The organism is Capnocytophaga endodontalis, assembly GCF_002209445.1.
Taxonomy (GTDB): Bacteria; Bacteroidota; Bacteroidia; order Flavobacteriales; family Flavobacteriaceae; genus Capnocytophaga; species Capnocytophaga periodontitidis.
On record NZ_CP022022.1, the window covers coordinates 2,032,669 to 2,058,446 of the forward strand.

Consider the following 25,778-nt stretch of genomic DNA (forward strand, 5'->3'; position numbering starts at 1 on the left):
CATTATGTTATAGTGTTTCTTTTAGCCATTTGAAGAACGTTCTCTGCCATAAGAGTCCATTCTGAGGTTGTAATACCCAGTGGTTCTCATCAGGAAAATAAAGTAACTCACTTTTGATGCCTCTCAGTTGAGCTGCTGTAAAAGCTTGGAATCCCTGTTCTTCGGGTACTCGGTAGTCCTTTCCTCCGTGAATGATGAGAATAGGGGTGTCCCATTCTGTAATCTTCTCTATAGGATTGAACTCTTTATACGATTTTTGCGCTACGGCGTTCTTTTTATCCCAATAAGCACCTCCTATTTCGTTGTTGTTGAAGAAGAGCTCTTCGGTAGTACCATACATACTTTGTAAGTTGAATACTCCGCAATGGGCAATAAACGTCTTGAAACGTTTTTGGTGAATACCTGCTAAGTAGTAGATTGAATATCCTCCGTAGCTGGCTCCTATAGCTCCCAATCGTTCTTTGTCTACATAAGGTTCCTTAGCAATATCATCAATAGCCGATAGGTAATCGCGCATTGGCTGTCCGCCCCAATCTCCACTAATTTGCGCATTCCATTCTACCCCAAAGCCTGGTAATCCTCTGCGGTTGGGAGCTATCACTATATAACCTTGCGAAGCCATTACTTGAAAGTTCCAACGGAAACTGTAAAATTGGCTCACAACAGATTGTGGTCCTCCTTGGCAGTAGAGTAGGGTAGGATACTTCTTGTTAGGGTCAAAGTTGGGTGGGTAAATTACCCAAGCGTGCATTCTCTTACCGTCAGTAGTTTTGATGATACGCTCCTTAATAGGACATTCAGCAATCCCTTTATATAGCTCATCATTAAAATGTGAAAGCTGTGATAGTGTTATGCGTCCTTTTTTCTCTTTTAAATTGATAGTATACAGTTCAGCTGCGTGGTTCATATCCGTGCGTATCAGAACCAATTGGTCTCCTGCTTGCCCTACTATACTATTCACATCAAATACCCCTTGTGTGAGTTGTCTTGGAGTGGTATCTTTACTAAAAGGAGCTAATACAAACACTTGCTCTGTTCCTTGGGTAGCCGCAATTAGGTATATTTGCTTCCCATCGTTGCTCCACCGGTAACTGAAAACAGTATTATCCCAGTTAGCTGTAAGGTTAATGCGCTTGCCGTCCTTCAATATATAAAGGTCGTTTTTATCAGCTTCATTACCATCGTGTGCCATACTCAGCCACGCAAGAACGCCTTCTTTGCTATACTGAGGGTTGGTGTCATACCCCATCATTCCTTCGGTGAGGTTTGTTGTTTTTTTCGAGGTGAGGTCGTACTCATAGATATCAGTATTAGTGCTTAGTACATAATCAGTGCCTACTTTGGCTTTCGTAACATAAAGTACCTTTTTACCGTCTAGACTCCATATATAATCCTCATCACCTCCAAAAGGTAACTGCGGACAGTAATAGGGCAGTCCTTCCATTATATCGGTTTGCTTACCTTTACTATCTTCTATCATCACGTGATTGTAACTGCCTTCATTCCACGTGTCCCAATGGCGGTGGTCTAAGCTACTGTACAGCTTCCCTGATGATTTTTCTAAGTCGGTATAGAAGTCTTTCCCTAAAACCGACTTTAATTTTACTTCCTTATGAGTGAGTTTTAGGCTTTTATCGGTATTGTGTTTAGCCGTAAGCTTTTCTACCTCTTCTTTGCTTATAGGAATGGGTACACCTCCTTTTACGGCAAGTTTATAGTATTCTTTGTTAAAAGTATTTTCCTTTATATTTGGAGTACTCACACTCACCAATACATATTGCTGGTCGGGGGTAATACCTATACCATTCACGCGATGTAGTTCCCATAGTTTTTCGGGGGTGAGAGGTTGTTGTGCTTGTATGCTATTAAATACCATAACCGAAGCTAAAATAATAAGATGTTTTTTCATTCCTTAACAAATAAGGCAACAAGCCTTCCTAATAGTTTTACAATAAATTGGTAACTCTCTACCAAAAACGCTCTGATTTCTTTTAATACAAAAGCAATCCCTGATTTGATAACAGGTTTTATCCGGTTGTAAATAAATGATAACCATACGCACACAGCTATAAAGGCAGGCGCTCCTAATACCACTTGATAAGGTTTTAACTGCCCTCCGAAGTGCTGTATAAGCCCGTGTGAGGTAATACTACCGTATATGATAAAGCAGTGTATAACGTAAATCGATAGGGTGTTTTGCCCAATAGTTTTAATCAGTTGTGAAGTAATCACATTGCGCATTAGGGCAAAGAAACCAAATACAAGCAATACATTCCCCAAACGTAAATAAGCAAAGTCCTGCATTAATCGCTCAAAAAATGGCGAATGGTTGATATAGAACAGTTGTTCTATCATAAAGTGAAAACCCCACAACAAGAATGCTCCTACGCTTAGAAATAGCAGAATAGCATTACGGTATAGGTGAGGGTGATTTTTATATCGCTGAAATAGATATCCCATAAACCCTCCAAACGACACATAGCCAAACCAAGGAAAAATAGGAAAGAAACTACCGTGTACACGAGTCAGATAATTAGCAATCGGCAAGGGTAGTGAATCAAAGCGCAAATCCTTGTAAAAAGGCTCAAAAGTGAACGCCAATAGGGTAGTGGTGAGCAATATCGTAGGCATTACCCACGACTTGCGGTTATATGAAAGTAAGTAAGTAGCGATAAGCAACAAGAGTGAAAGCCCAATACAGTGCAGTACATCTACACTTTGGAAACTCATACGCAAGAAGTAAGCAATACCGATGAGCATCAGTCCACGCCTAATACCTTTCATCACACGAGGATTGTTCCACCCCACTTTTGTAGCATCACTTTCTTTTACCAATAAAAAAGTGAAGATAAACCCCGAAACAGTGAAGAACACAGGAGCGGTAATACCTGTACAATAATGCCAAAACCAGTAGATAAAGTTGTTTTCATCGCGATAACGATCAGCAATAAGTCCATTTACAAAGTGCCCTTGTAACATCATACAAATAGCAAAGGCACGAATTACATCAATAAAATCAAGTCTGAATTTCTTTACTTTTTCCATACTTATAATGTCTTAAAGAGGTTGCAAAGGTACAAATTAATTAACAATTAGCAAGTAATAGTTAAGAACTTGTCTTTTTTATAAACAAAAAAACTTTGCTAAAATCCTTAGATTTTAGCAAAGTCTAATTTAAGTTATTTTGTTGCTTTTTAAAGAGGCATTGGCTGTTCTTTTTTCTTCACAACTCCTACAATAGCTGAGATGATGAGTCCTCCAATAGCCGAAAATATTATAGAAGTAGAAAATGATGAAACGATAGAAGGTTTGTTAGCATACATTTTATCTTGGAATTCTTCTAACTGTTCTTCATTAAAATTTGCCATAGCACTCATTTTCTTCATTGCAACCTCTACTACCTTATCATAGTAGTCAGAGTCAATAATAGTTGCGTATATCACTTGGTAAATAGCTCCAATCACTCCTGCTATAACAGCGACCAGTACCCCTACTTTAATAGCTTCTCCTATAGAGAGAAAGCCCTCATTAGCTTTTTTGTATTGTTCTACCGCCATTACAATAAAAACTACAGAAATGGCTATATTTATTAACCAAGTAATAACAGCTAATAAAGTGCTATCAGTATACAAAAAGTCAGTTATGTATAACAATACGGTAAAGGCTACAGATGCAAGCCCTAATAAAATTCCATTTCTAAGTGCAATACTTAAGAAGTTTACATTTTTTGTTTCCATAAGCGAAATAATATTTAAAGTTAATTTTTATTTATACATTTCAAAAGCTGCTCTTTCTAAAGCTTCTCTATGATTAGGATGCGCTATGGCTATCAGTGCTTTAGCGCGTTCTTTTAGGCTTTTGCCAAACAGTTCAGCAACTCCATATTCAGTTACTATATACTGTACGTGTGCTCGAGTAGTAACTACACCTGCTCCTTGCTTGAGAAAAGGTACAATTTTACTTTCCCCTTTATTAGTTACTGAAGGGAATGTAATAATAGATTTACCTCCTTCACTTAGCATAGCTCCACGCACAAAATCTATTTGTCCACCAAAGCCTGAATAGATAGTGCTACCTATAGAGTCTGCACATACTTGTCCTGTGATATCTACTTCTATAGCCGAATTGATAGAAATCATCTTGGGATTCTGACGAATAACAGATACTTCATTGGTATATGAAGCCTCTGCCATTTCTACTGAAGGGTTATGGTCTATAAAATCGTATAACTCTTGTGACCCCATCGCAAATGAAGCTATGATTTTACCTTTATCAATTTTCTTTTCGTAGCCATTAATAACTCCTTTTTTTACCAAATCAAGCACTCCTTCAGTAAGAAGTTCTGTATGAATACCTAAATTTTTAAGGTGTCCCATTTCACCTAAAGTAGCATTTGGAATATTTCCAATACCCAATTGTAAAGTACTGCCATCTTTTATAAGGGGTACTATATGTTGGGCTATCTGCTTTTCTATAGCATTGGGTTCTGAAAGATGTAATGAAAAAATAGGAGCATCTTGTTCTACCAAATAGTCTATTTCATCTATATGCACAAGAGCATCGCCATAAGCGCGTGGCATTTTCTTATTTACTTTTGCTATAACGCATTTAGCATTGCGAATGGCCGATTTACAAGCCTCTACGCTCACTCCCATAGAGCAGAATCCAAATTTATCAGGGGGCGATACTTGTATAAGTACTACATCTACTTTCACCTGTTTGCGATCGAATAGTAATGGCATATCACTTAGAAAAATAGGTGTATATGATCCATTACCTGCTTTTATTATATGTCGGACATTCTTAGAAAGGAAGAAAGAATCTATATAGAAACTATCTTTATATTTAGGGTCGGCATAAGGGGCATCTCCTTCTATATGGATATGCCCGATGGTAACATTTTTTAACTCGGGTGCTCGTGCTACAAGGGCGTCTACTAATATTTCAGGTACGGCTGCTCCTCCGTGTATATAGACAAAATCACCGCTTTTCACTACTTTTAAAGCTTCTTCGGCAGTTGTAATTTTTTTCATTTAAAATTAATGTTTAGTCAGTGGCTCAAAAGTACAACATAATTTCTAATTGACAAAATAATTTGTGATATATTTTTTTTTATTACCTTTGCACCCAATTTAAAAATGAAATATTATGTATCCACCTGAATTGATAAAACCAATGATAGAAGAACTAACAAACGTTGGTTTTCAAGAATTAAAAACAGTTGAAGCTGTAAAAAATGCTATTGAACAAAAGGGAACTACCCTTGTAGTAGTGAACTCTGTTTGTGGTTGTGCGGCTCGTAATGCACGCCCTGCTGTGCTTTATAGTTTACAAAATGCTAAAAAACCTGACCATCTCACTACAGTTTTTGCAGGAGTTGATAGAGAAGCTACGGAAGAAGCACGCCAATATATGTTACCATTTCCTCCTTCTTCTCCAAGTATTGCTTTATTCAAAGATGGAGAATTGGTGCATATGTTAGAGCGTCATCATATTGAAGGTCGTATGGCAGAAGTAATTGCTGAAAATCTTCAACAAGCTTATGATGAATTTTGTTAACTAAATGTTTATTGTATGTTATTAAAAAAGAGCTGTCCTCAATTGGACAGCCCTTTCTTTTTATAAAGATGAATAGTTATACTTCGTGTTCGCCTTTGATGTCTCTGTGCTCGTAATCAGCAATCATCAGTTTTTCGTAATCAGTCTTAGTACCTTTACCAAAACGTCTGCCAATATTGTCAAAAATAAGGTATACCAAAGGCACTACAATAAGTGTTAAGAATAATGAGGAAATAAGTCCACCTATAATTACAATCGCCAAACCATTGTTCACTTCGGCACCTGCTCCATTGGCAATAGCAAGCGGAATCATACCTGCTACCATTGCGATAGTCGTCATTAAGATAGGGCGTAAACGGGCGTGGTTTGCTTGTATTAATGCAGTTACAGTATCTTCCCCTTCTTGCTTGCGGTGGTTAGCGAAGTCTACTAACATAATCGCGTTCTTAGCAACCAACCCGATAAGCATAATGATACCTAAAAGAGTAAAGATATTGAGTGACATATTAGCTAATGCCAAAGCTACTAAAGCTCCAATGAACGAAAGCGGTATAGAGAACAATACTACAAAAGGTCGTGAAAAACTGTCGTATAACACTACCATTACCATATAAACTAAGAGAATAGCTGCAAAGAGCGATATAAACAAGGTGCCGAACCCTTCGTCTTGCATCTCTTGGTCACCTGTAAACACAAAGTGTACGTTAGCAGGTTTTTCTAATTGGTCTATCTTAGTTTTCCATTCTGAAACTATAGTACCTGTAGGACGACCTACCGATTGAGCTTTTACGGTTACCGAAGGTGATTTGTCATAACGTTCTAGCTGTGTAGGTCCTGAAGCATAAACAATATTAGCAAATTGTGATAGTTTTACCTGTTGTCCCACTGAGTTGATAAACATCATATTTTCTATATCGTCTATAGACTGACGGCTACCTTCTTCAAACACTATATTAATATTGTATTCTGAATCTCCTGTACGGAACTTACTGTCGTCATTACCATTAAAAGCGGTTCGCATCGTTCCCCCTACAGTAGCAATATTAAGTCCTAACATTGCCATCTTATCGCGGTCTATCTGCACATTTATTTCGGGATTACCAGATTCTGAGGAAAGCTTAATTTCAGTAGCACCTTCAACAGTTTTAAGAAGCTCAGCTGTTTTCTCAGCGTACTGTTGGGCTACTTCCACATTGTCAGAAGTAACTACCAAAGCAATTGGTGATTGCTCAGCTCCCATCAATCCTACAGGCACCGTCTTTACTTTAGCTTCTACTAAATACTGACTCAGTTTACGTTTCAGCTTTGCCGCAATTACGTTAGTCGATTCATTACGTTCTTTTTTATCGATAATAGTAAGTTGTATTTCCGATTTGTAAGGAGTTGCTTGTGAAGCTCCCATACCACTGGTAGACTGTCCTACAGTAGTAATCATACTCTCTACCAAAGGTTTATTGGTACCCTCTACTTTTAAGCTACGAAGATAATTTTCAGCTTTTTGGGTCATAAAGTTAGTCTGCTCTAAGGAAGCATCTTTATTCAATTCAAACTGTACTAAAAACTTTCCTCTATCCATATTAGGCATAAACTCAGATCCGATAAATCCAGTAGGAATCAATGAACAAGAACCCGCAAAAAGGAAAAATACCAAAATAATAGTTTTCCATTTATTGGCAAATACCCATACCAATAAGTCAGAGAAGAACTGTGTAAAGCGTTTGAGGTATCCTTCAAAGCCTATGGTTAGTTTTCCTAAAAATGAATTGGGATTTGCGTGTTCTAATTTTCCAAACCTAGAGTACAACCAAGGGACTACTGTAAAAGACATCAATAATGAAAGCATTGTAGCAATAGCTACAGTCAAACAGAACTCACGCAATACTTTTACTACAATAGCATTACCTAATGAAATAGGGACAAACACTACCACAATTACTAAGGTAATTGCCATTACAGTAAGCACAATTTCCTTAGAGCCATCAAAAGCAGCACGCACTTTATTCTTACCCATCTCCATATGGCGGTGAATGTTTTCTAATACTACAATAGCATCGTCCACCAAGATACCTACCACCATCGAAAGGGCAACAAGGCTCATCAAGTTCAGTGTAAAACCAAAGAAATACATACCTATAAAAGTAGCGATGAGAGAAGTAGGTATAGATACCATTACAATAATAGCATTACGTAGGCTGTGGAGGAAGAAGAACATCACTACTGCTACCAATACAATTGCCAATATCAAATCGGACATTACAGAGTTGGCTGCTTCTAAGGTGAACTCACTGGTATCCTCAGCTAAAAGCATCTTTACACCTTCATTTTTATACGTTTGTTCTATTTGAGCCATTTTTTTGCGCACCAACTCACTCACCGATACTGCATTGGCATCGGTTTGTTTCAATACTTGTAACAAGAGAGTATTTTCTTGGTCTATGCGCGCTATTTTGGTAGCTTCTTCTTCGGTGTCTTGTACATCAGCTACATCCGAAAGTCGTATCTCTACTCCATTCTGTGAAGCAAGTATAAGGTTGCGCAATTGTTCTACATCTTGTAATTTACCAAGTAAACGTATAGAAGTACTATTCTCACGAGTTTTAATTTTACCCGAAGGAATTTCCATATTCGAAGCTGCAATTAATTGTTGTACTTGAGCAATAGAAAGACCATAACCTTCTAACTTCTTAGCATCAATGCTCACACGTATTTCGCGTTTGCGACCACCTATTATATTCACTTGTGCTACTCCTGGAACACGTGATAACTCTGGCTGTATTTTTTTATCTACTAAGTCGTACAATTCTTGTGCCGATAACTTAGAAGTTACCCCAATAGACACAATAGGCAAATCGGAAAGAGAGAATTTATTCAATGATGGTTCTTTAGCATCATCGGGCAAATCAGCTCTTATTGCATTAATTTTGCGCTGTGCCTCATTAAGGGTGTTATCTACATTCGCATCGTTAGTAAGTTGTACTACTACCACCGAAAGGCTTTCATACGAATATGATTGTATCTTTTTGATATTTTCCAAAGCCGAAACGGCATCCTCGATTTTCTTTGTCACGGTGCTCTCAATCTCCGAAGGAGAGGCTCCCGCATACACAGTAGAGATCGTAACTACATTCACTTCAAACTTAGGAATGAGTTCGTAGTTCAATAACTTATACGAATAGAAGCCACCAAGTAGCAACAACAAGAGCATCACAATAAGTACACTGGGACGCTTAATAGAAAGTTTAATTAAATCCATTTGTTTATTTGTTCTAAATCGGCGGCAAAAGTACAACAAAAAACTTAATAAACAAAAAAAGTTTCCAAAAAATATTTCCTTCAATTACACTACTATAATTTCTTTTTCTATTTAAAATCTATCCTTAAACTAATTACCTAATCTTGGCACATCTATTGCAATATATACGCAAAACATTAACTATTTTTTATTTAGTGTCTTGTTTGTCAGTAATTTATATATATTTTTTTACTTGTATAAAATAATCACTACTGACAAAATGACACTTTCTAATAATACAAATATGAATATAGGAAATTTTGACAGCCTTGTTGCTGAACATATCGATGAAGATACTGAATTTATACCACTTCTCACTTTAGAAGATGAAGAAGAAATAGAACGTGAACGCATTCCTCACGTATTACCTATCCTCCCCTTAAAAAATACTGTACTTTTCCCAGGCGTAGTAGTGCCTATCACTGCAGGGCGTGATGCTTCTATTCATCTTATTAATGAAGCTTATGCCACTACTAAAACAATTGGTGTGGTAGCCCAATTAGATGAAAAAACGGAGATTCCAGAAGGTAAGGATCTCTTCCGCTTTGGTACAGTAGCTCGTATACTTAGAGTACTAAAAATGCCTGACGGCAATGTTACTATCATTATTCAAGGTAAAAAACGTTTTGAAATAGAAAGTTTTGTTGAAGAAAAACCCTATATCAAAGCGGTGATCAAAGAAATGTCGGATATAAAACCCGACCCTAATGATAAAGAATTTGAAGCAACTATTGATGCAGTAAAAGACCTTTCTATTAAAATTATACAGGAAAATCCAAACATCCCTTCAGAGGCTGCTTTTGCTATCCGAAACATAGAAAGTTACTCGTTCCTCATTAACTTTATATCATCCAATATGAATGCTACCGTTTTGGAAAAACAAGGCGTATTGGAAATTGATGAGCTGAAAGAGCGCGCTACAGCTATCTTAAAATATTTAAACATCGACTTGCAACGTCTTACTCTGCGCAACGAAGTACAATCGAAAACTCGTATTGATATCGATCAGCAACAACGTGAGTACTTCTTGCATCAGCAGATGCGCACTATTCAAGAAGAATTAGGCGGTGTATCGTATGAGCAAGAGATGGAAGAACTCAAAAAGAAAGCTAAAACCAAAAAATGGGACGACAAAATAAAAGAACTCTTTGAAAAAGAACTCAGCAAACTACAACGCACCAATCCTAATAGCCCCGACTATGGTATCCAGCGCAACTACTTAGAAGTACTCTTAGAATTACCTTGGAATGAATATTCTAAAGATAACTTCGACCTAAAACGTGCTCAGAAAATCCTCGATAAAGAACATTATGGATTAGAAGAAGTGAAACGTCGTATCATAGAGTATTTAGCAGTACTCAAACTGCGTAATGATATGAAATCACCAATTTTGTGTTTCTACGGACCTCCTGGGGTAGGAAAAACTTCTTTAGGTCGTTCTATTGCTAAAGCCTTAAATCGCGAATATGTACGAATGTCTTTAGGTGGTTTGCACGATGAGGCTGAAATACGTGGGCACCGTAAAACTTATATAGGTGCAATGCCTGGTCGTATATTACAGCAACTCAAAAAAGCTAAAACCTCTAACCCTGTTTTTGTGTTAGACGAAATTGATAAATTAGGTAGCAATAGTTACCAAGGAGATCCTTCTTCGGCAATGCTCGAAGTGCTTGACCCTGAACAAAACAGGGAGTTTTACGACAATTTCCTCGAAATGGGCTATGATCTCTCTAAAGTAATGTTCATCGCTACTGCCAATGATCTTTCTACCATACAACCTGCTTTACTCGATCGTATGGAACTCATCAACGTAACAGGTTATACTATAGAGGAAAAAACTGAAATAGCCAAACGACATCTATTGCCAAAACAATTAGAAGAACACGGTATGAAAGATACTGATTTGCTGTTAGGTAAAAAAGAAATAGAACGCATTGTTGAAGGCTACACTCGTGAATCTGGTGTGCGTGCTTTGGAAAAAGAAATTGCCAAAGTAGTACGTTATGGAGCTAAAAACCTTGCAATGGAAGAAGCGTACGACCCTAAACTCACTATAGAAACTATAGAAAAAATATTAGGACCTGCCCGCTTAGAACGTGATAAATATGAAGACAATGAGGTAGCAGGTGTGGTTACTGGATTAGCTTGGACAAGTGTAGGAGGTGATATCCTCTTTATAGAATCTGCCCTTTCTAAAGGAAAAGGTGTACTGAATATTACAGGTAACTTAGGTCAGGTAATGAAAGAATCGGCTACCATCGCCTTAGAATATTTAAAAGCTAATGCTGAACGATATAATCTTAACCCTAAACTCTTTAGCAATTACGATGTACACATACACGTACCCGAAGGAGCTACTCCTAAAGATGGTCCAAGTGCTGGTATTGCAATGCTCACCTCATTAATGTCTCTTTTTACCCAAAAACGCGTGAAAAGACACCTTGCTATGACAGGTGAGATTACCTTGCGTGGGAAAGTTCTCCCTGTGGGTGGTCTCAAAGAAAAAATTTTAGCAGGAAAACGTGCAGGTATTAAAGAATATATTTTATGTAAAGACAACGAAAAAGACATCTTGGAAATCAAACAAGAATACCTTAAAGGACTTACTTTTCTCTATGTAACCGATATGGAAGAAGTAATACGTTTAGCAATTACCAACCAAGATGTAAAACACAAAAAAGTTTTAACATTTGATGAATAATTTGTATCTTTGCATTCTCATAACATAAAAAACATAATGAATAAAAATCAAGAAGAAGATATATTAGGCGACAACCATATTGCCACCTCAGCTGTTACACCTCTTAGAGCTGATGCTTTTCAGTTAAGCGAAAGTGAAAAAATAGCTGAAATAGAAACACACGTACGTGCTATCCTCCACACTTTGGGAATGGACTTAACTGATGATAGTTTGAAAGGTACCCCTAAACGTGTAGCTAAAATGTTTGTAAAAGAAATTTTTGGGGGCTTATTACCTGAACGTAAACCTTCAATGTCTACTTTTAATAACTCTTACCACTATGGTGAGATGTTAGTTGAGAAGAATATAGTAGTATATTCTACTTGTGAACACCATTTATTACCTATAGTAGGGCGCGCCCATGTGGGGTATATTTCTAATGGCAAAGTGTTAGGTCTTTCCAAAATGAATCGTATAGTAGAGTATTATGCAAAACGTCCACAAGTGCAAGAACGACTTACAATGCAAATTGTCCAAGAAATGCAACGCGCTCTCGGTACTGAAGATGTAGCTTGCATTATAGATGCTAAACACTTGTGTGTAAACTCTCGTGGTATAGAAGATATTGATAGCAGTACAGTTACTGCTGAGTTCGGTGGTAAGTTTAAAAATCCTGAAGTAAGAAAGGAATTTTTAGAATATATCAAATTAGAAACAAGATTTCACTAATTTTAAATGTAATTAGAAACTAAAAAAGCTATCCCAAGAAAGATAGCTTTTTTAGTTGTGGAGAAGATGGGGCTCGAACCCACGACCTTTTGGCTGCCAGCCAAACGCTCTAGCCAACTGAGCTACATCCCCATTTGCGCGGCAAAGGTAAAATATTTTTTTGAATTACCAAACCTATTTGCAAAAAAAGTTTTATTTTTGCCGAAAATTTATATTAATAATAATGACTGATAGATTACAAGGTTCTTTATATACAAAAATAGATAAACAATTGGCTATCACTACCTTTGGACATCCAAACGCCAACTCTTTTCCTTTAGAGTTACTCAATAGACTTACCAAAGAAATTGAGACTCTTTCTGAAAACAAAGAAGTAAGTATCATTCTTCTTAAAAGTGAAGGAGATAAGGCTTTTTGCGCTGGAGCATCTTTTGATGAACTTTTAGCAGTTACAAATGAAGAAGAGGGTAAACGATTTTTCGAAGGCTTTGCACACCTTTTTTTAGCAATGCGTCGTTGTAAAAAACTCATCATTGGTCGTGTACAAGGCAAAGCTGTTGGAGGTGGAGTAGGATTGATCGCTGCTTTAGACTATGCGTTTGCTACTGAAGCTTTGAGTATCAAACTCTCTGAACTATCTTTAGGTATAGGTCCTTTTGTAATAGCCCCTGCCATTCTTCGAAAAGCAGGACAATCAACTCTCAATGAACTATTTATGGCGCCCGATCAGTGGAAAAGTGCTTATTGGGCTCAACAAAAGGGATTAGTAGCACGTGTATTCGAAAATACAAAAGATATGGATGAGGCTATAGAGCATTTCATAGCTACCCTACTAAAATCTAATCCTATAGCTTTGTCAGAAATGAAACGTATTACTTGGCAACACACTGAACATTGGGAAAAAGAACTAATTGATAATGCTGCTATTTCAGGTAGATTAGTACTTTCAGAACAAACAAAATTAATGTTAGAAAAATTAAAGAATAAATGAAAACAGAAGAAACCATTTTAGAAATCAACCTTACTGCATTAGAAAAAAACATTCATTATTTAAAAAACCGACTCAAACCTACTACTTTGTTCTTAGCTGTAGTGAAAGCTTCTTCCTATGGAAATAATTCTGTAACCATAGCGTCTCACTTACAAAAAAAAGGATTAGTTAATTATTTTGCAGTAGCTTACACTTCTGAAGGTATTGCACTTAGAAAAGCTGAAGTTACACTTCCTATTTTAGTATTACACCCACAACCTATAAACTTTGGTGATATTGTAAAATATAACTTGGAACCTACCTTATATTCACAACGTATTGCCAAACTATTCTTAGGCTATGCTGAAAAACAACAATTAGCAGACTATCCTGTACACCTTAAATGTAATACAGGGCTCAATCGTTTAGGCTTTGATTTGAGTGAAATAGAAGAGGTACTTACTTTGTTGAAAAACAATACTACTGTAAAAGTAAAAACAGCTTATTCTCATTTAGCTGCTTCCGAAGATATGAATGAGAAAGAATTTACTGAAAACCAAATAAATACCTTTATAGCTTTTCAAGAAAAAATAAACACAATTTTCACTCATAAAGTACTCTATCACCAATGTAATACTTCAGGCATACTAAACTATCCTCACGCACAATTTGATATGGTACGTTGTGGCATAGGAATGTATGGATTTGCTAATGATACTAAACTACAACAATATCTTACACCTATTATGACATTAAAAAGTGTAATCTCTCAACTACACACTTTGCAAATAGGTGATAGCTTAGGTTATAATCGTGGTTATATTGCCAACCATATCACTAAAACTGCAACAATCCCTGTAGGTCACGCCGATGGTATCAATCGTATTTATGGCAAGGGAAAAGGTTTTGTATTCATCAATGGAAAAAAAGCCCCAATTATTGGTAATGTATGTATGGATATGATTTTAGTAGATGTTACTGAAGTTCCTTGTCAAGAAGGTGATGAAGTAATTGTATTCGATAAAAATCATACAGCTGAAACGCTAGCCGAAGCAGTAGGTACCATTTCTTACGAATTAATCACCTCTATGGCACACAGAATCAAGAGAATATATTTGGAAGATTAAAAAAATACAAAAAAAGTTTTTCAAAAGTTTGGTATTTATAAAAAAGGTTGTAACTTTGCACACAGAAATCGCGGGATAGAGCAGTAGGCAGCTCGTCGGGCTCATAACCCGAAGGTCACTGGTTCGAGTCCAGTTCCCGCTACAGAATAGGCGTAATTAGTTGGATAATCAACTAATTACGCCTAACTTCTTAAAATGTATGGGTCTTGTTTGGGGCTATTTTCCTCCACCTAACTATCAAAAACTTCAAAATGATTATCTTCATAAAAAAAGATAATACGCTTAATTTTCTTTCCTACAGTATTATTCACTATAGAAGATGGTAAAGATACTTCTTTATCTAAACTAACTTTTTTTTCTTCTTTAATAGGAGAGGATAGAGTAGGAGAGGGACTTTCCATTTCTATTTCTGGAATATCACTGAATAAGTCAGGTTGTTGTACTTTTTTAGGTACGGAAAATTCTTTCTCTTCTTTACGAGGAAATGTTCCTTTTCCTTGAGTTATCCAATACATATCCACCTCTGGAAATTTTTCTATGAGCTTTAAGATAAAATCTAAACTCGGCTTATTGCGTTCTGATAGAAGATGTGATATTCCTGAACGCTGAATTTCTAAAGTATCGGCAAAAGCTGCTGCATTCAATCCATAATAATCCATCACTTGTTGTAAGCGAATAGAAAAGTCTGATGTGTTTAACATTATAACTTATATCATTTTTATTAAGAATGTACAAATGTAAATCAATATTTTGAGATATACAAATTTAAAATAATAATATTTTCTTAACTACTGAAGTATTAATTTATTTTATTTACATAACTAATTTATTTACAACAATTAATGAATAAACTATAAAAAATTTCTATAGTACCTTTATGAGAGATTTTCTACTGAAAAATGTTTGTTTTTGTTATGATTACACCTGTAAAAATTCCATTAGGTTAATTCTATTTTATGTAAATGTAATTATAGATTACATTTGTAAAAATCTTCATGTTTAAGTTTTTACATATATATAATTGTCATCTATTAAAAATTTCTTATTTTTGTCCTTAAAAAATATATATAAATGGAAAAAAGACTTTCAGGACGTTATATTACCTATCAAATGATTATTCCTCTTTTAGATAAATATCCCTTTGATGAAATTATTCACTTAGGAAACTCTGTTAAAGGTATTCCTATTAACTTGTATAGAGTAGGTAAAGGTAATAAAAAAATATTACTTTGGTCACAAATGCACGGTAATGAATCTACTACTACTAAAGCTTTTTTTGATGTACTATTAAAACTTCAAACAGCTAATATTTTATCCGAATTGAGTATCTATTGTATTCCAATGCTAAACCCCGACGGAGCTAAATTGTTTACACGTGTAAATTACAACAATATTGATCTCAATCGTGATGCTAACGAACTTACACAACCTGAAAGCAAGTGTTTGCGTAAAGCTTATGACCTTGTACAGCCTGATTATTGCTTTAATCTGCACGATCAACGAACTATTTTCAGTGTAGGACGAACTCCACTTCCAGCCACAGTTTCTTTCTTAGCTCCTGCTTATAATAAAGAACGTAATATCAACGAAGTACGCCAGAAAGCAATGGAGCTAATTGTTGTAATGAATAGCATTTTACAACATCATATACCTAATCAAATAGCGCGTTTTGACGATAGTTTTAATATCAACTGTACTGGAGATAAATATACTTCATTAGGTACACCTACAATCCTTTTTGAAGCAGGACATTACCCTAATGATTATAACCGTGAACATACAAGATCTTACATAGCGATAGCTATTTTAACAGCATTAGAATACATTGCTACTTCTTGTGTTACAAATGTAAACTACGTAGATTACTTCAATATACCGGAAAACGACAAATGTTTTTATGATATTATCTTGCGTGATGATACACATAGTGGTAATGATGTAGGTATTCTTTACAAAGAAGTTTTAGAAAATAATCAAATCTCGTTTGTCCCTTATATTGTTGAAATTGATGATTTATCCACTAAATATGGGCATAAAGAAATACCCCTATCTAAATATCTTAATGCTCCTATCAATAAAAGTTCTATTGAAAATAGTTTAGATTTACAAAAGCTTTAACACAAAGTAATACAGAAAATGTAAAAAATAAGTCTTTTTATTTGGATAATTCAAAATAAAATACTTACTTTGCACGCTGAGTAAATTATAAAAATATAATAGATGGCGAGATACAAATTAGATGAAACTGATCATCAAATATTAGATCTGTTGATTGATGATACTCGAACCCCTTTTACTGAGATAGCCAAGCAGTTGGAAATTTCAGCGGGGACTGTTCACGTAAGAGTACGAAAAATGGAGGAACTTGGTATCATTAAAGGTTCTACACTCACAGTAGATTATGAACGATTGGGCTATACTTTTATAGCGTATGTAGGAATTTTTTTAGAGCGTAATCATCAGGCTCAATTTGTATTAGAACGTTTGGAAGAAATTCCTTTTGTAACAGTAGCACATATTACTTCAGGGCAGTACAATATCTTTTGTAAAATCCGAGCTCGTGACACCAAACACGCCAAAGAAGTGATCTATATGATAGATGATATTCAAGGGGTAGCTCGTTCCGAAACTATGATTTCTATGGAAGAATCTATCAACGACAAGCGTCGCCTTTTGCATAAAGCTTTCCGTGAATTACAATAAAAATAGTATTTAAACAACTTTGAAAGAGCTACCTAAAAAATAGGCAGCTCTTTTGTTATATACGGAAATTTGAGTATTTTTGTCGCTTAAAAATACAAAAAATGGAAAATGAGGAACTATACCAATTAAGAGATGAATTTTTAAGTACTTGGTCTTTAGAACAAGTGAAAGAAATGGCTATTGATGAATATACTAACCTCAATAAAGATGACTCTTTTTGCTATTGGTTAGAGAAAAAAACAGAGATATTAGGAAGTATTTGGGGTGGTTCATCATTTAAATTTGGTATTTATAAGAGAAGAAATACAGATAGAGAATTTGAAAAGAATGCTATATCTGATGGAGAATATGCTTGGCTTGACAAATATGGAAAAGAAAGAGATGAGGCTTTTAATAATGTGAAAAATATTATTATTGATATCATAAAGAAATCTCAAGCAGGTGATTTTAAAGCTATTGATTCTATAGATTTAGGTAATGCTATTAAATGGAAAATAGCTCATTTGTATAGTGATAATAGGATTTTGAATGTATTTTCAAAAGAAAAACTGATAGAAATAGCTAAAAAGTTGAGTATTGAGTTTGAGAAAAAGATTTCTTTTTATAACTTACAAGATTTAGTGCTTAAACAAAAATCTCCCGAAGAGGATTACTTTACTTTTGCCAAAAGAATATGGAGTTTAACAGCTAATAAAGAGGCTAAATATTGGTTATACAGTCCTGGTGAACAAGCTGTTAAATGGGAGGAGTTTTATAATGAAGGTATTATGGCTATTGGCTGGGACAAATTAGAAAATTTAGAAAATTACGCGGATAGAAAATCTATTCTTAAAACCCTAATAAACAATTATGGAGAAAGGAAAAAACAACCTAATAACGTTTCTGCTATTGATGATTTTTGCAATGGAGAAAATAAAATAAATATAGGCGATATTGTCATTGCTAAAAAAGGAACAAAAACTTTATTAGGCTATGGCAAAGTAATCTCTGATTATTATTTTGATGACGAAAGAACTGCATATAAGCATTGTCGTGAAGTTAAATGGCTAAAAAAAGGAGTATGGGATGTTGAAGATAATTTATCTCCAAAAACACTTACAGATATAAAATTAGAAAAAGCTCAATACTTACTAAATATTATGAACGGAAATACACAAGCTCAAGAGGACAACCTCGTTATAAAACTTTTAAAATACAAACCTCAAATCATTCTACAAGGTCCCCCTGGTACTGGTAAAACTCGTGAGGCTAAACGTATTGCCAAAGCGTTATTAGGCTTAGGTGAAAATGATAGTTTAGAGGGCAATGAGCGATTCAAACTCATTCAGTTTCACCCCAGCTACTCTTATGAAGATTTTGTAAGAGGAATAGTCGCTAAACCTAACGAAGAGGGGAGTGGGATTGTATATACTGCTGAAAATAAAATATTAGGGGCTTTTGCTAAAGAAGCTTTTAATAATTGGCATAAAGCGCAACAAAGTACACAAACACTAAAAGAAGAAGAGGTTTTTGAGGCTTTCATTGAACATATCAAAGAAGAATTAGCTCAAAGTGAAGACTACAAATATCCATTAACAGAAGCTGTTTATCTTTTTGATGCTGATGATAAGCGTTTTAAATATAAAGGCGATAATTGGGAAGTACATAGTAATGGTTTGAATATGAATTATGCTGAAATTAAACGTATTATCGAATCGGGTGTAAGAGATAGACAGGGGGTAACCAAATTGACAACTATAGGTGGTCAAGCCAGACAACACGCCTCTTATTTTCTGAGAATTGTAGAAAAATACTATGAGTTTAGAGAAAACTATAAGCCTACAGTTGATAAAATACCTCTTAAAAACTACGTTCTTGTCATAGATGAAATTAACCGTGCAAACCTATCAGCTGTACTCGGCGAACTTATCTATGCCTTAGAATACCGAGGTGAAGCAGTACAAAGTATGTATGCTATTGAGGGAGAAAACAATCTTATTTTGCCCCCTAATCTCTATATTATCGGTACGATGAATACCGCCGACCGCTCCGTAGGGCATATAGACTATGCTATCCGCCGCCGCTTTGCCTTTGTAAATGTCTTGCCTAAAGATTTAACAAATGAATTAGGCGACCAGTTTGAGAGTAAGTTATTTGCTAAAGTAACTAACTTGTTCAATACTAATTTATCTCCTGAGTTCAAAAAGGAAGAGGTTCAATTAGGGCATTCATATTTTATTACTAAAAATACTCCTATCGACTTCCGTTGGGAATACGAAATCAAGCCTATTTTGCTCGAATATGTGAAAGATGGTATTCTTGCAGGGGAAGGGATAGAAACTACTATAAATAACCTTATCAACAATGAAAATAACGCTTCTTGAACATCAGCCTTATAGCATCAAAAAGGAAGGGGAAGCGCTAAAAATATTTGAAGCAATACCTGAGGTTTGTCCGTATATATTAAAAAAAGATAGACATGGAAATCCTGTCTATCCTTTTGAAATTAAGCGTACAAATGAGGGAGAAGTATGTTTGCAGGCAGGCTATTATATAGGAGCGTTGTGGTTGGTAAAACATCACAAATTTGTATACATAGAGCCTAAAATGAATAAAAAACAGATAGCTGAAGGCTCTCCTGATCAAGAAGAAGAATGGGCAGAAATTGACTATCTAAAAATGCTTCTCAGCATTGCGGGGCTTGATCCTAAAGATACACAAGACCTCATCAAAATCTATTGGGACGAACCTCCAATTACCATCGAACAGCAAAAAGACACACTTACGCCTTTTCTAATGGTGCAATTCCTATTGCTACTAAAGCGTATTGTGCGCAAAGGACTTAAAAAATCGTATTACACTGTAGAAGAGAATCTTAATAGCCGTATCAAAGGTAAGATACAGTTAGGGAAACACCTCAAACAAAATGTTTTTAAGAATAAACTCACAGCCCACGTGTGTAAGTATCAAGAGTTTGGAATGGATAGCCTCGAAAATCGATTTTTAAAGAAAGTTTTGCAATTTATCATCAGCTTTAAGAATACACATCCTAATTATTTTGCAGGTAATGACAAATCAATTCGCAAATTGATTACCTATTGTAGTCCATATTTTGAATTGATTTCAGAAGAAATTAATATAGAAAACCTCAAAAAACTTACTACCAATACTTTTTTCAAAGAATATGAGGAAGCTATTCGTATCGGAAAGCATATCTTAAAGCGTTTTTCGTATAATATCACCGAAACAACCCAACAAAAAGTAACTATTCCGCCTTTTTGGATAGATATGCCCAAACTTTTTGAGTTATATGTCTATAAAAAGCTACAAGAACAGTTTGGAGGTAGGAAAGAGGTACTCTATCATTTTATTGCCGATTATACCGAATTAGATTTTTTGCTCAACACTCCAGAATACAAAATGGTCATTGATGCCAAGTATAAACCTATTTATAAAGATAGCAGAGATATAGACGACATCCGCCAAGTAAGTGGCTATGCACGTTTAGAAGCTGTCTACAATGAGTTTAAAATAGAAGAAAATAAATTGATAGATTGTCTTATCATTTATCCTTCATTGGAAGAAAACAAAAGTTTGAACATAAAAAACAAAAAAGAAATTTCTAAATATAGAAATATCTATAAATTAAGTGTTTCTATACCATTAATTACTAATCTTTAGTCATTCATCATTATGTCAAAATTCTATAACGAAATTGCAGAAAAATACGACTTTATCTTTCCACTATCTCCAGCCCACCAAACATTTTTTGCGGATGAACTACAAGGGCATACTGTCCTTGATGTAGGTGCTGCTACGGGCAATCTTACCGCTTACCTAAGCTCACAAGGATACGAAGTTACCGCTATCGACCTCAGTGAGCGATTGATTGCCAATGCTGCCGAAAAGGGTGTTAACGTACAACAGCGCAATATGCTTACTATTGATGAGCTTTCTACCTTTGACAACATTGTTTGCATCGGTAATACGCTCCCACATTTGGATAGTAAGGCTTCCATACAGCTCTTTTTACAAAAAGCTTATGGACAACTCACCCAAGGGGGAAAACTTGTCCTGCAATTGGTCAATTTTGAAAAGTATTTTGCCCAGCAACAAGACGATTACCTCGGTAATCTCCCCCTGATAGCCAACGATAAGGTGAAGTTTGAGCGATTTTACTATTTCAATAAGGAAGGAAAAATTCGTTTCAAGACTATTTTGGACGATACCATAGAGAATGAGGAACTGTTACAGCCTATTTTTGCTGACGAACTTACCCAATGGCTCACCAAAATAGGATTTCAAGCCATCAATCTATATGGTAATTTCAAAAAAGACCCTTTTGATAAGGAAAAATCAATGGCACTGATAGTAACTGCTGAGAAGTAAATAGTAGCTTATGAGAATTATCAAATTAATATCGCTTATTATAGTTGTTTTGTTGTCTTCTTGTAAGCCTACCTTGCCAGATTTGACTAAAAGAGATCGGATAAAACTGCTCAAAAAATACGCGTTCTACTTATGTATGGAGCATAATTACAATCGAATAGACAGCACCTTTCGATTCTCGAAAGACCATATAGATGGGGTTGTATTTTTTCATTATGGCTTAGAGGGGTTAGAAAAGACAAAAGATTTCGTGATCCAAAACAAACAGTTTAAATTTCCTAACGGACTGTTAAAGAATGAAATGGCGGATCCTAAAGCAAATCTTATTTGTTTGGATTGTTTTGATTTTTATGAAAGCAAAGAATTAGACCATTTTGTAAGAAAAATAGAGAGAGGACAAAGAGAATAATTTTCTTTTAGAATCACAACTATTTCCATATCTTACAAATATTGTGTACTTTTGCGCAAAAATATGGTCGGTATGCAATTTATTATTTTTAGGAAAGTCTTATTTCTATTTAGCATTCTATCTTTTTTCCTATTAGGAAGTTCTTGTGATTTCTTATCTAAGAAAAAGGATGCTAATGTGATTGATACGAATAAACCTATTACTTCAACAACAGATGAAAAATCAACTACCTCAGTAATAGAAGAATATCCGACTGATTTCCCTGAGCAAGGAAATAAAATGGAAGATTTTGTGCCTAAACATTGGTCTGCTATAATAAAAGTAGATGGAGATCTCAACAAGGATGGCTTAACAGATACAGCTCTTATTGTAGAACAAGAAAATCCTAATAATATAAGCATTACAGAATATAATGATACGTTGAATACCAACCCAAGGGCTCTTTTGGTACTATTCAAACAGGAAAATGGTACTTACAAATTAGCCGCTAAGAATGATAAAGGTTTTATAGAGCCTCCAAAAGAAAATTCTTCTCTATTAGATCCGTTAGAGGAAGGTGATATAGACATAAAAAACAATACCTTACGACTGAATTTTCAATATTTCTTTTCAGCAGGCTCTTGGTATATTACCAATGTAGAGTATGTGTTCAGATACCAGAATAGCCATTTTGAACTTATTGGAGTGGAAACCAATAGTTTTGATAGGAGTACTGGAGAGGAAACTATAGTGAGTTTTAATTTGAGCACCAATAAGTTGGAAATCACTATGGGAGGAAATGTATTTGAAGAGAATGAGAATAATCCTAAAAAAGAAACCAAAACTTTTATGTATAATCCTAAACCCATTTTGGATAATATGGAAGCAACTGCTTACTTAACAATTTTGTATAACCGAGACGAATAATAAAAATATATTATGGCACGATTAGGCGTTTTTTATGCACTTAGTGATGAGCAGGTAGATACTATTGCAGAACAAGATGATGACAAGATGTATGCTTATATGCTCAACACCATTGAAGAAAATCTCTTGGGTACATCCAAAAGTTATCAGATAGATAAAGCGTGGGAGGGCATTCACTATTGTCTTTGTGAGGGTGATTGGTACAAAGAAGAAGGAATAGCTCCTAATATTGTTTTTGGAGGTTATTTATTATTAGATCATAATGATTGTGTAATATTTGTGAATGACCTTGATAATATTCAAAAAATTGTAGACTATCTTGAAGAGAATGATCTACAAGAGATTATCAAAAAGAATTTTGACAAAATTCCCTCAGACTACTCATATACTAAAAATGAGGAAGAACTTAACTATTTGTTGAGTTGGAGCAAAGGGGTATTAGATTTTTATAAATATGCTTTGAAGAACCAACTAAATACTATTTTTACCGTAGATCTTTAATTAATTATTAAACATTAATCATTAACAATGTTATCAGTATCCAATTTATCCGTACAATTCGGCAAGCGCGTCCTCTTCGATGAGGTCAATGTAACTTTTACACAAGGCAACTGCTACGGCATCATCGGTGCCAATGGGGCAGGCAAATCTACTTTCCTAAAAATCCTTTCTGGCAAGCAAGAACCTACTTCGGGGCGCGTGATCCTCGAACCGGGCAAGCGTATGTCAGTGCTTGAGCAAGACCACTACGCTTATGACGACTACACCGTTTTAGACACTGTGATTATGGGCAACAAAGTCCTCTCCAAAGTCAAAAAAGAGATGGACGACCTCTATGTCGACTATTCCGATGAGCACGCCGAACGCATTGGTGAGCTACAAATACAGTTTGATGAAATGAACGGATGGAATGCCGAGAGTGATGCAGCTGCACTGCTCTCCAATTTGGGCATTACCGAAGATATGCACTATACCCTAATGTCCGAAATGGACGGTAAGCTAAAAGTGCGAGTACTTTTGGCGCAAGCACTCTTTGGCAACCCCGATGTACTCATAATGGACGAGCCTACGAACGACCTCGACTTCGAGACTATCAGCTGGCTGGAGAACTTTTTAGCAAACTATGACAATACGGTGATTGTAGTTTCCCACGACCGCCACTTCCTCGATGCTGTTTGTACCCATATCTCCGATATTGACTTCGGGAAAATCAATCATTATTCGGGTAACTATACTTTCTGGTACGAAAGTAGCCAGTTAGCAGCTCGTCAGCGTGCGCAACAGAACAAAAAAGCGGAAGAGAAAGCCAAAGAGTTGCAGGAATTTATCGCGCGCTTTAGTGCCAACGTGGCAAAATCAAAGCAGGCGACCTCTCGTAAGAAGATGTTGGAGAAACTCAATATCGAGGAAATCAAACCGTCCTCTCGTCGTTACCCTGCCATCATTTTCGAGCGTGACCGCGAGGCTGGCGACCAAATCCTACACGTGGAAAACCTCGCTGCATCTATCGACGGACAGGTATTGTTCCAAAATGTAGATATCAACCTTGCTAAAGACGACAAAGTAGCCGTGATTTCTAAGGATTCACGCGCCACCACTGCCTTTTATGAGATTCTCAACGGCAACCTCAAGCCCGATGCGGGCACTTTTGCGTGGGGGATTACCACCTCGCAGTCTTACCTGCCGGTGGATAACTCCGATTTCTTCACTCAAGACCTTTCTTTGGTGGATTGGTTGCGCCAATGGGCGAAAACAGAGGAAGAGCGCGAGGAAGTATATGTGCGCGGGTTCTTGGGCAAGATGCTTTTCAGTGGCGAGGAAGCCCTCAAAAACTGCAAAGTGCTCTCAGGAGGCGAGAAAGTACGCTGTATGCTCAGCCGTATGATGATGTTGCGCGCCAATGTGCTAATGCTCAACGAACCTACCAACCATTTGGATTTGGAGAGCATCACCGCCTTCAACAACTCGCTGAAAAACTTCAAAGGCACCGTGCTTTTTACCACCCACGACCACGAATTTTCGCAAACCGTCGCCAATCGTATCATCGAGCTTACCCCCAACGGCATTATCGACCGCTATATGACCTTTGATGAGTATATGGACGACAAGAATATTCAAGAATTGAGGGAAAAAATGTATAAACAATGATTAATGGTTAATGATTAATGGTTAATCACAGCACTTTGGCAAAGGTCATTGCACAAAAAGATGATTAAAATGAACTTTGCCAGAGTTTTTTGAAATAAAAAAAATATTAAATACTATAAAAATATGTATAGAGGATTTAATTTAGAAATGGATAGATGCGTTTTGCCACTATCTAATTTTATTTCTTACAAAATGAGAGATAAAGATCAATTCCCAAAGTTAGATTTTTCTTCTATTTTAAAAAAAGGAACTCTTGATGGAAATGAAATCATAAAAGAATGGTTTCCAAATGATATTAAATATCATATCTTTTTATCACATTCTCACAAAGATGAAGAACTAGCACTTGAAATAGCCTACATATTAGAAGAAAGACATAATTTAAAAGTTTTCGTAGATTCTGATATTTGGGGAAATAGTCTTGACTTACTAAAAAGAATTAATGATAAATATTGTATTGCTGAAGAAGATAAAACTTTATATGATTATGATAAATGTAATTATAGTGCTTCTCACGTTTATTTAATGCTTATGAATTCTTTAAATATAATGATAGATAGATGTGAAGCATTATTCTTTTTGAATACACCTAATTCTATTTTACTAAAAGATAGTCTTGATAATCTAGATGATTTAGAAAGAACATCATCTCCTTGGATTTTTTCAGAAATACAAATAAGTAAAACTATTAGAAAGAAGATTGATAGACCTCGAACAAAGTCTTTTAGTTCTACTGAAAAATTAGATGAAAGTCTACAAATAAGTTATCCATTAGATATAAAGAGTTTTCCTAAGATATCTTGTGAAATATTTAAAGATTGGATAGAAATGAAATGTAATAGTCCTTATGAAGCATTAGATGATTTATATAAATGTATACATTAACT

General features: G+C 35.6%; 21 protein-coding genes and 2 tRNA genes. 16 read left to right on the forward strand and 7 right to left on the reverse strand.

Going from position 1 to position 25,778, the window contains the following annotated elements:
- Positions 1-7: 7 nt before the first annotated feature.
- The 4 genes from CBG49_RS09065 to CBG49_RS09080 all read right to left on the reverse strand — a co-directional run bounded on the left by CBG49_RS09065 (position 8) and on the right by CBG49_RS09080 (position 5,033).
- Positions 8-1,909 (reverse strand): S9 family peptidase, encoded by a 1,902-nt coding sequence (locus tag CBG49_RS09065; protein WP_088594241.1) that lies wholly within the window; start codon positions 1,907-1,909, stop codon positions 8-10.
- Positions 1,906-3,045, reverse strand: coding sequence for a heparan-alpha-glucosaminide N-acetyltransferase domain-containing protein (locus tag CBG49_RS09070; RefSeq protein WP_088594242.1), 1,140 nt, complete (start codon positions 3,043-3,045; stop codon positions 1,906-1,908). Before CBG49_RS09070 ends, CBG49_RS09065 begins: the two co-directional genes overlap by 4 nt.
- 149 nt (positions 3,046-3,194) lie before the next feature.
- Positions 3,195-3,737, reverse strand: coding sequence for a DUF4199 domain-containing protein (locus CBG49_RS09075; RefSeq protein WP_088594243.1), 543 nt, complete (start codon positions 3,735-3,737; stop codon positions 3,195-3,197).
- Positions 3,738-3,764: 27 nt separating this feature from the next.
- Complete coding sequence (locus tag CBG49_RS09080; RefSeq protein WP_088594244.1) at positions 3,765-5,033, reverse strand: acetyl-CoA hydrolase/transferase family protein; 1,269 nt, start codon at positions 5,031-5,033, stop codon at positions 3,765-3,767.
- 115 nt (positions 5,034-5,148) lie between these two features.
- On the opposite strand from CBG49_RS09080, the gene CBG49_RS09085 reads away from it, so the two are divergent.
- Complete coding sequence (locus CBG49_RS09085) at positions 5,149-5,559, forward strand: BrxA/BrxB family bacilliredoxin (RefSeq protein WP_009751177.1); 411 nt, start codon at positions 5,149-5,151, stop codon at positions 5,557-5,559.
- A gap of 76 nt (positions 5,560-5,635) precedes the next feature.
- Here CBG49_RS09085 and CBG49_RS09090 read toward each other — a convergent pair whose 3' ends face one another.
- Positions 5,636-8,812 (reverse strand): efflux RND transporter permease subunit, encoded by a 3,177-nt coding sequence (locus CBG49_RS09090; RefSeq protein ID WP_088594245.1) that lies wholly within the window; start codon positions 8,810-8,812, stop codon positions 5,636-5,638.
- Between the two features lie 283 nt (positions 8,813-9,095).
- On the opposite strand from CBG49_RS09090, the gene lon reads away from it, so the two are divergent.
- Complete coding sequence (gene lon, locus CBG49_RS09095) at positions 9,096-11,552, forward strand: endopeptidase La (RefSeq protein ID WP_088595299.1); 2,457 nt, start codon at positions 9,096-9,098, stop codon at positions 11,550-11,552.
- 36 nt (positions 11,553-11,588) lie between these two features.
- Positions 11,589-12,260: a GTP cyclohydrolase I FolE gene (folE, locus tag CBG49_RS09100; protein WP_009751174.1), complete on the forward strand. Its 672-nt coding sequence runs from the start codon at positions 11,589-11,591 to the stop codon at positions 12,258-12,260.
- Positions 12,261-12,318: 58 nt separating this feature from the next.
- Here folE and CBG49_RS09105 read toward each other — a convergent pair.
- Positions 12,319-12,392: transfer RNA gene (locus CBG49_RS09105), tRNA-Ala, on the reverse strand.
- 91 nt (positions 12,393-12,483) lie between these two features.
- Here CBG49_RS09105 and CBG49_RS09110 point away from each other — a divergent pair.
- The 3 genes from CBG49_RS09110 to CBG49_RS09120 all read left to right on the forward strand — a co-directional run bounded on the left by CBG49_RS09110 (position 12,484) and on the right by CBG49_RS09120 (position 14,499).
- Positions 12,484-13,251, forward strand: a complete 768-nt coding sequence (locus CBG49_RS09110; protein ID WP_088594246.1) for an enoyl-CoA hydratase/isomerase family protein — start codon at positions 12,484-12,486, stop codon at positions 13,249-13,251.
- On the forward strand, positions 13,248-14,357 hold the full coding sequence (gene alr, locus CBG49_RS09115; RefSeq protein ID WP_088594247.1) for an alanine racemase: 1,110 nt from the start codon (positions 13,248-13,250) through the stop codon (positions 14,355-14,357). Before CBG49_RS09110 ends, alr begins: the two co-directional genes overlap by 4 nt.
- A gap of 69 nt (positions 14,358-14,426) precedes the next feature.
- Positions 14,427-14,499 (forward strand) — tRNA-Met (locus tag CBG49_RS09120).
- Between the two features lie 88 nt (positions 14,500-14,587).
- Here the strand turns inward: CBG49_RS09120 and CBG49_RS09125 are convergent.
- Positions 14,588-15,058, reverse strand: a complete 471-nt coding sequence (locus CBG49_RS09125; RefSeq protein ID WP_088594248.1) for a helix-turn-helix domain-containing protein — start codon at positions 15,056-15,058, stop codon at positions 14,588-14,590.
- A 370-nt stretch (positions 15,059-15,428) separates the two neighbouring features.
- On the opposite strand from CBG49_RS09125, the gene CBG49_RS09130 reads away from it, so the two are divergent.
- The 10 genes from CBG49_RS09130 (at position 15,429) to CBG49_RS09175 (ending at position 25,776) form a co-directional block, all read left to right on the forward strand.
- On the forward strand, positions 15,429-16,475 hold the full coding sequence (locus CBG49_RS09130) for a M14 family metallopeptidase (RefSeq protein ID WP_088594249.1): 1,047 nt from the start codon (positions 15,429-15,431) through the stop codon (positions 16,473-16,475).
- Positions 16,476-16,577: 102 nt separating this feature from the next.
- Entirely contained in the window at positions 16,578-17,060 is a 483-nt protein-coding gene (locus CBG49_RS09135; protein WP_002678948.1) for an Lrp/AsnC family transcriptional regulator, read from the forward strand.
- Between the two features lie 101 nt (positions 17,061-17,161).
- Positions 17,162-19,423 (forward strand): AAA family ATPase, encoded by a 2,262-nt coding sequence (locus CBG49_RS16105; protein ID WP_227002862.1) that lies wholly within the window; start codon positions 17,162-17,164, stop codon positions 19,421-19,423.
- The gene (locus tag CBG49_RS09145) at positions 19,404-20,720 is read left to right on the forward strand and encodes a 5-methylcytosine restriction system specificity protein McrC (protein ID WP_088594250.1); all 1,317 of its coding nucleotides are present in this window, start codon (positions 19,404-19,406) and stop codon (positions 20,718-20,720) included. The genes CBG49_RS16105 and CBG49_RS09145 overlap by 20 nt, the downstream gene beginning before the upstream one ends.
- A 12-nt stretch (positions 20,721-20,732) precedes the next feature.
- Positions 20,733-21,428, forward strand: coding sequence for a class I SAM-dependent methyltransferase (locus tag CBG49_RS09150; protein WP_088594251.1), 696 nt, complete (start codon positions 20,733-20,735; stop codon positions 21,426-21,428).
- Between the two features lie 10 nt (positions 21,429-21,438).
- Entirely contained in the window at positions 21,439-21,837 is a 399-nt protein-coding gene (locus CBG49_RS09155) for a hypothetical protein (RefSeq protein ID WP_088594252.1), read from the forward strand.
- A 72-nt stretch (positions 21,838-21,909) separates the two neighbouring features.
- Complete coding sequence (locus CBG49_RS09160) at positions 21,910-22,743, forward strand: hypothetical protein (RefSeq protein WP_088594253.1); 834 nt, start codon at positions 21,910-21,912, stop codon at positions 22,741-22,743.
- Between the two features lie 12 nt (positions 22,744-22,755).
- The gene (locus CBG49_RS09165) at positions 22,756-23,244 is read left to right on the forward strand and encodes a DUF1877 family protein (protein WP_088594254.1); all 489 of its coding nucleotides are present in this window, start codon (positions 22,756-22,758) and stop codon (positions 23,242-23,244) included.
- 27 nt (positions 23,245-23,271) lie between these two features.
- Positions 23,272-24,891, forward strand: coding sequence for an ABC-F family ATP-binding cassette domain-containing protein (locus tag CBG49_RS09170; protein WP_088594255.1), 1,620 nt, complete (start codon positions 23,272-23,274; stop codon positions 24,889-24,891).
- A gap of 123 nt (positions 24,892-25,014) precedes the next feature.
- A complete protein-coding gene (locus CBG49_RS09175) occupies positions 25,015-25,776 on the forward strand; it encodes a TIR domain-containing protein (RefSeq protein ID WP_157668384.1) in 762 nt (253 codons plus the stop codon).
- Positions 25,777-25,778: the final 2 nt, after the last annotated feature.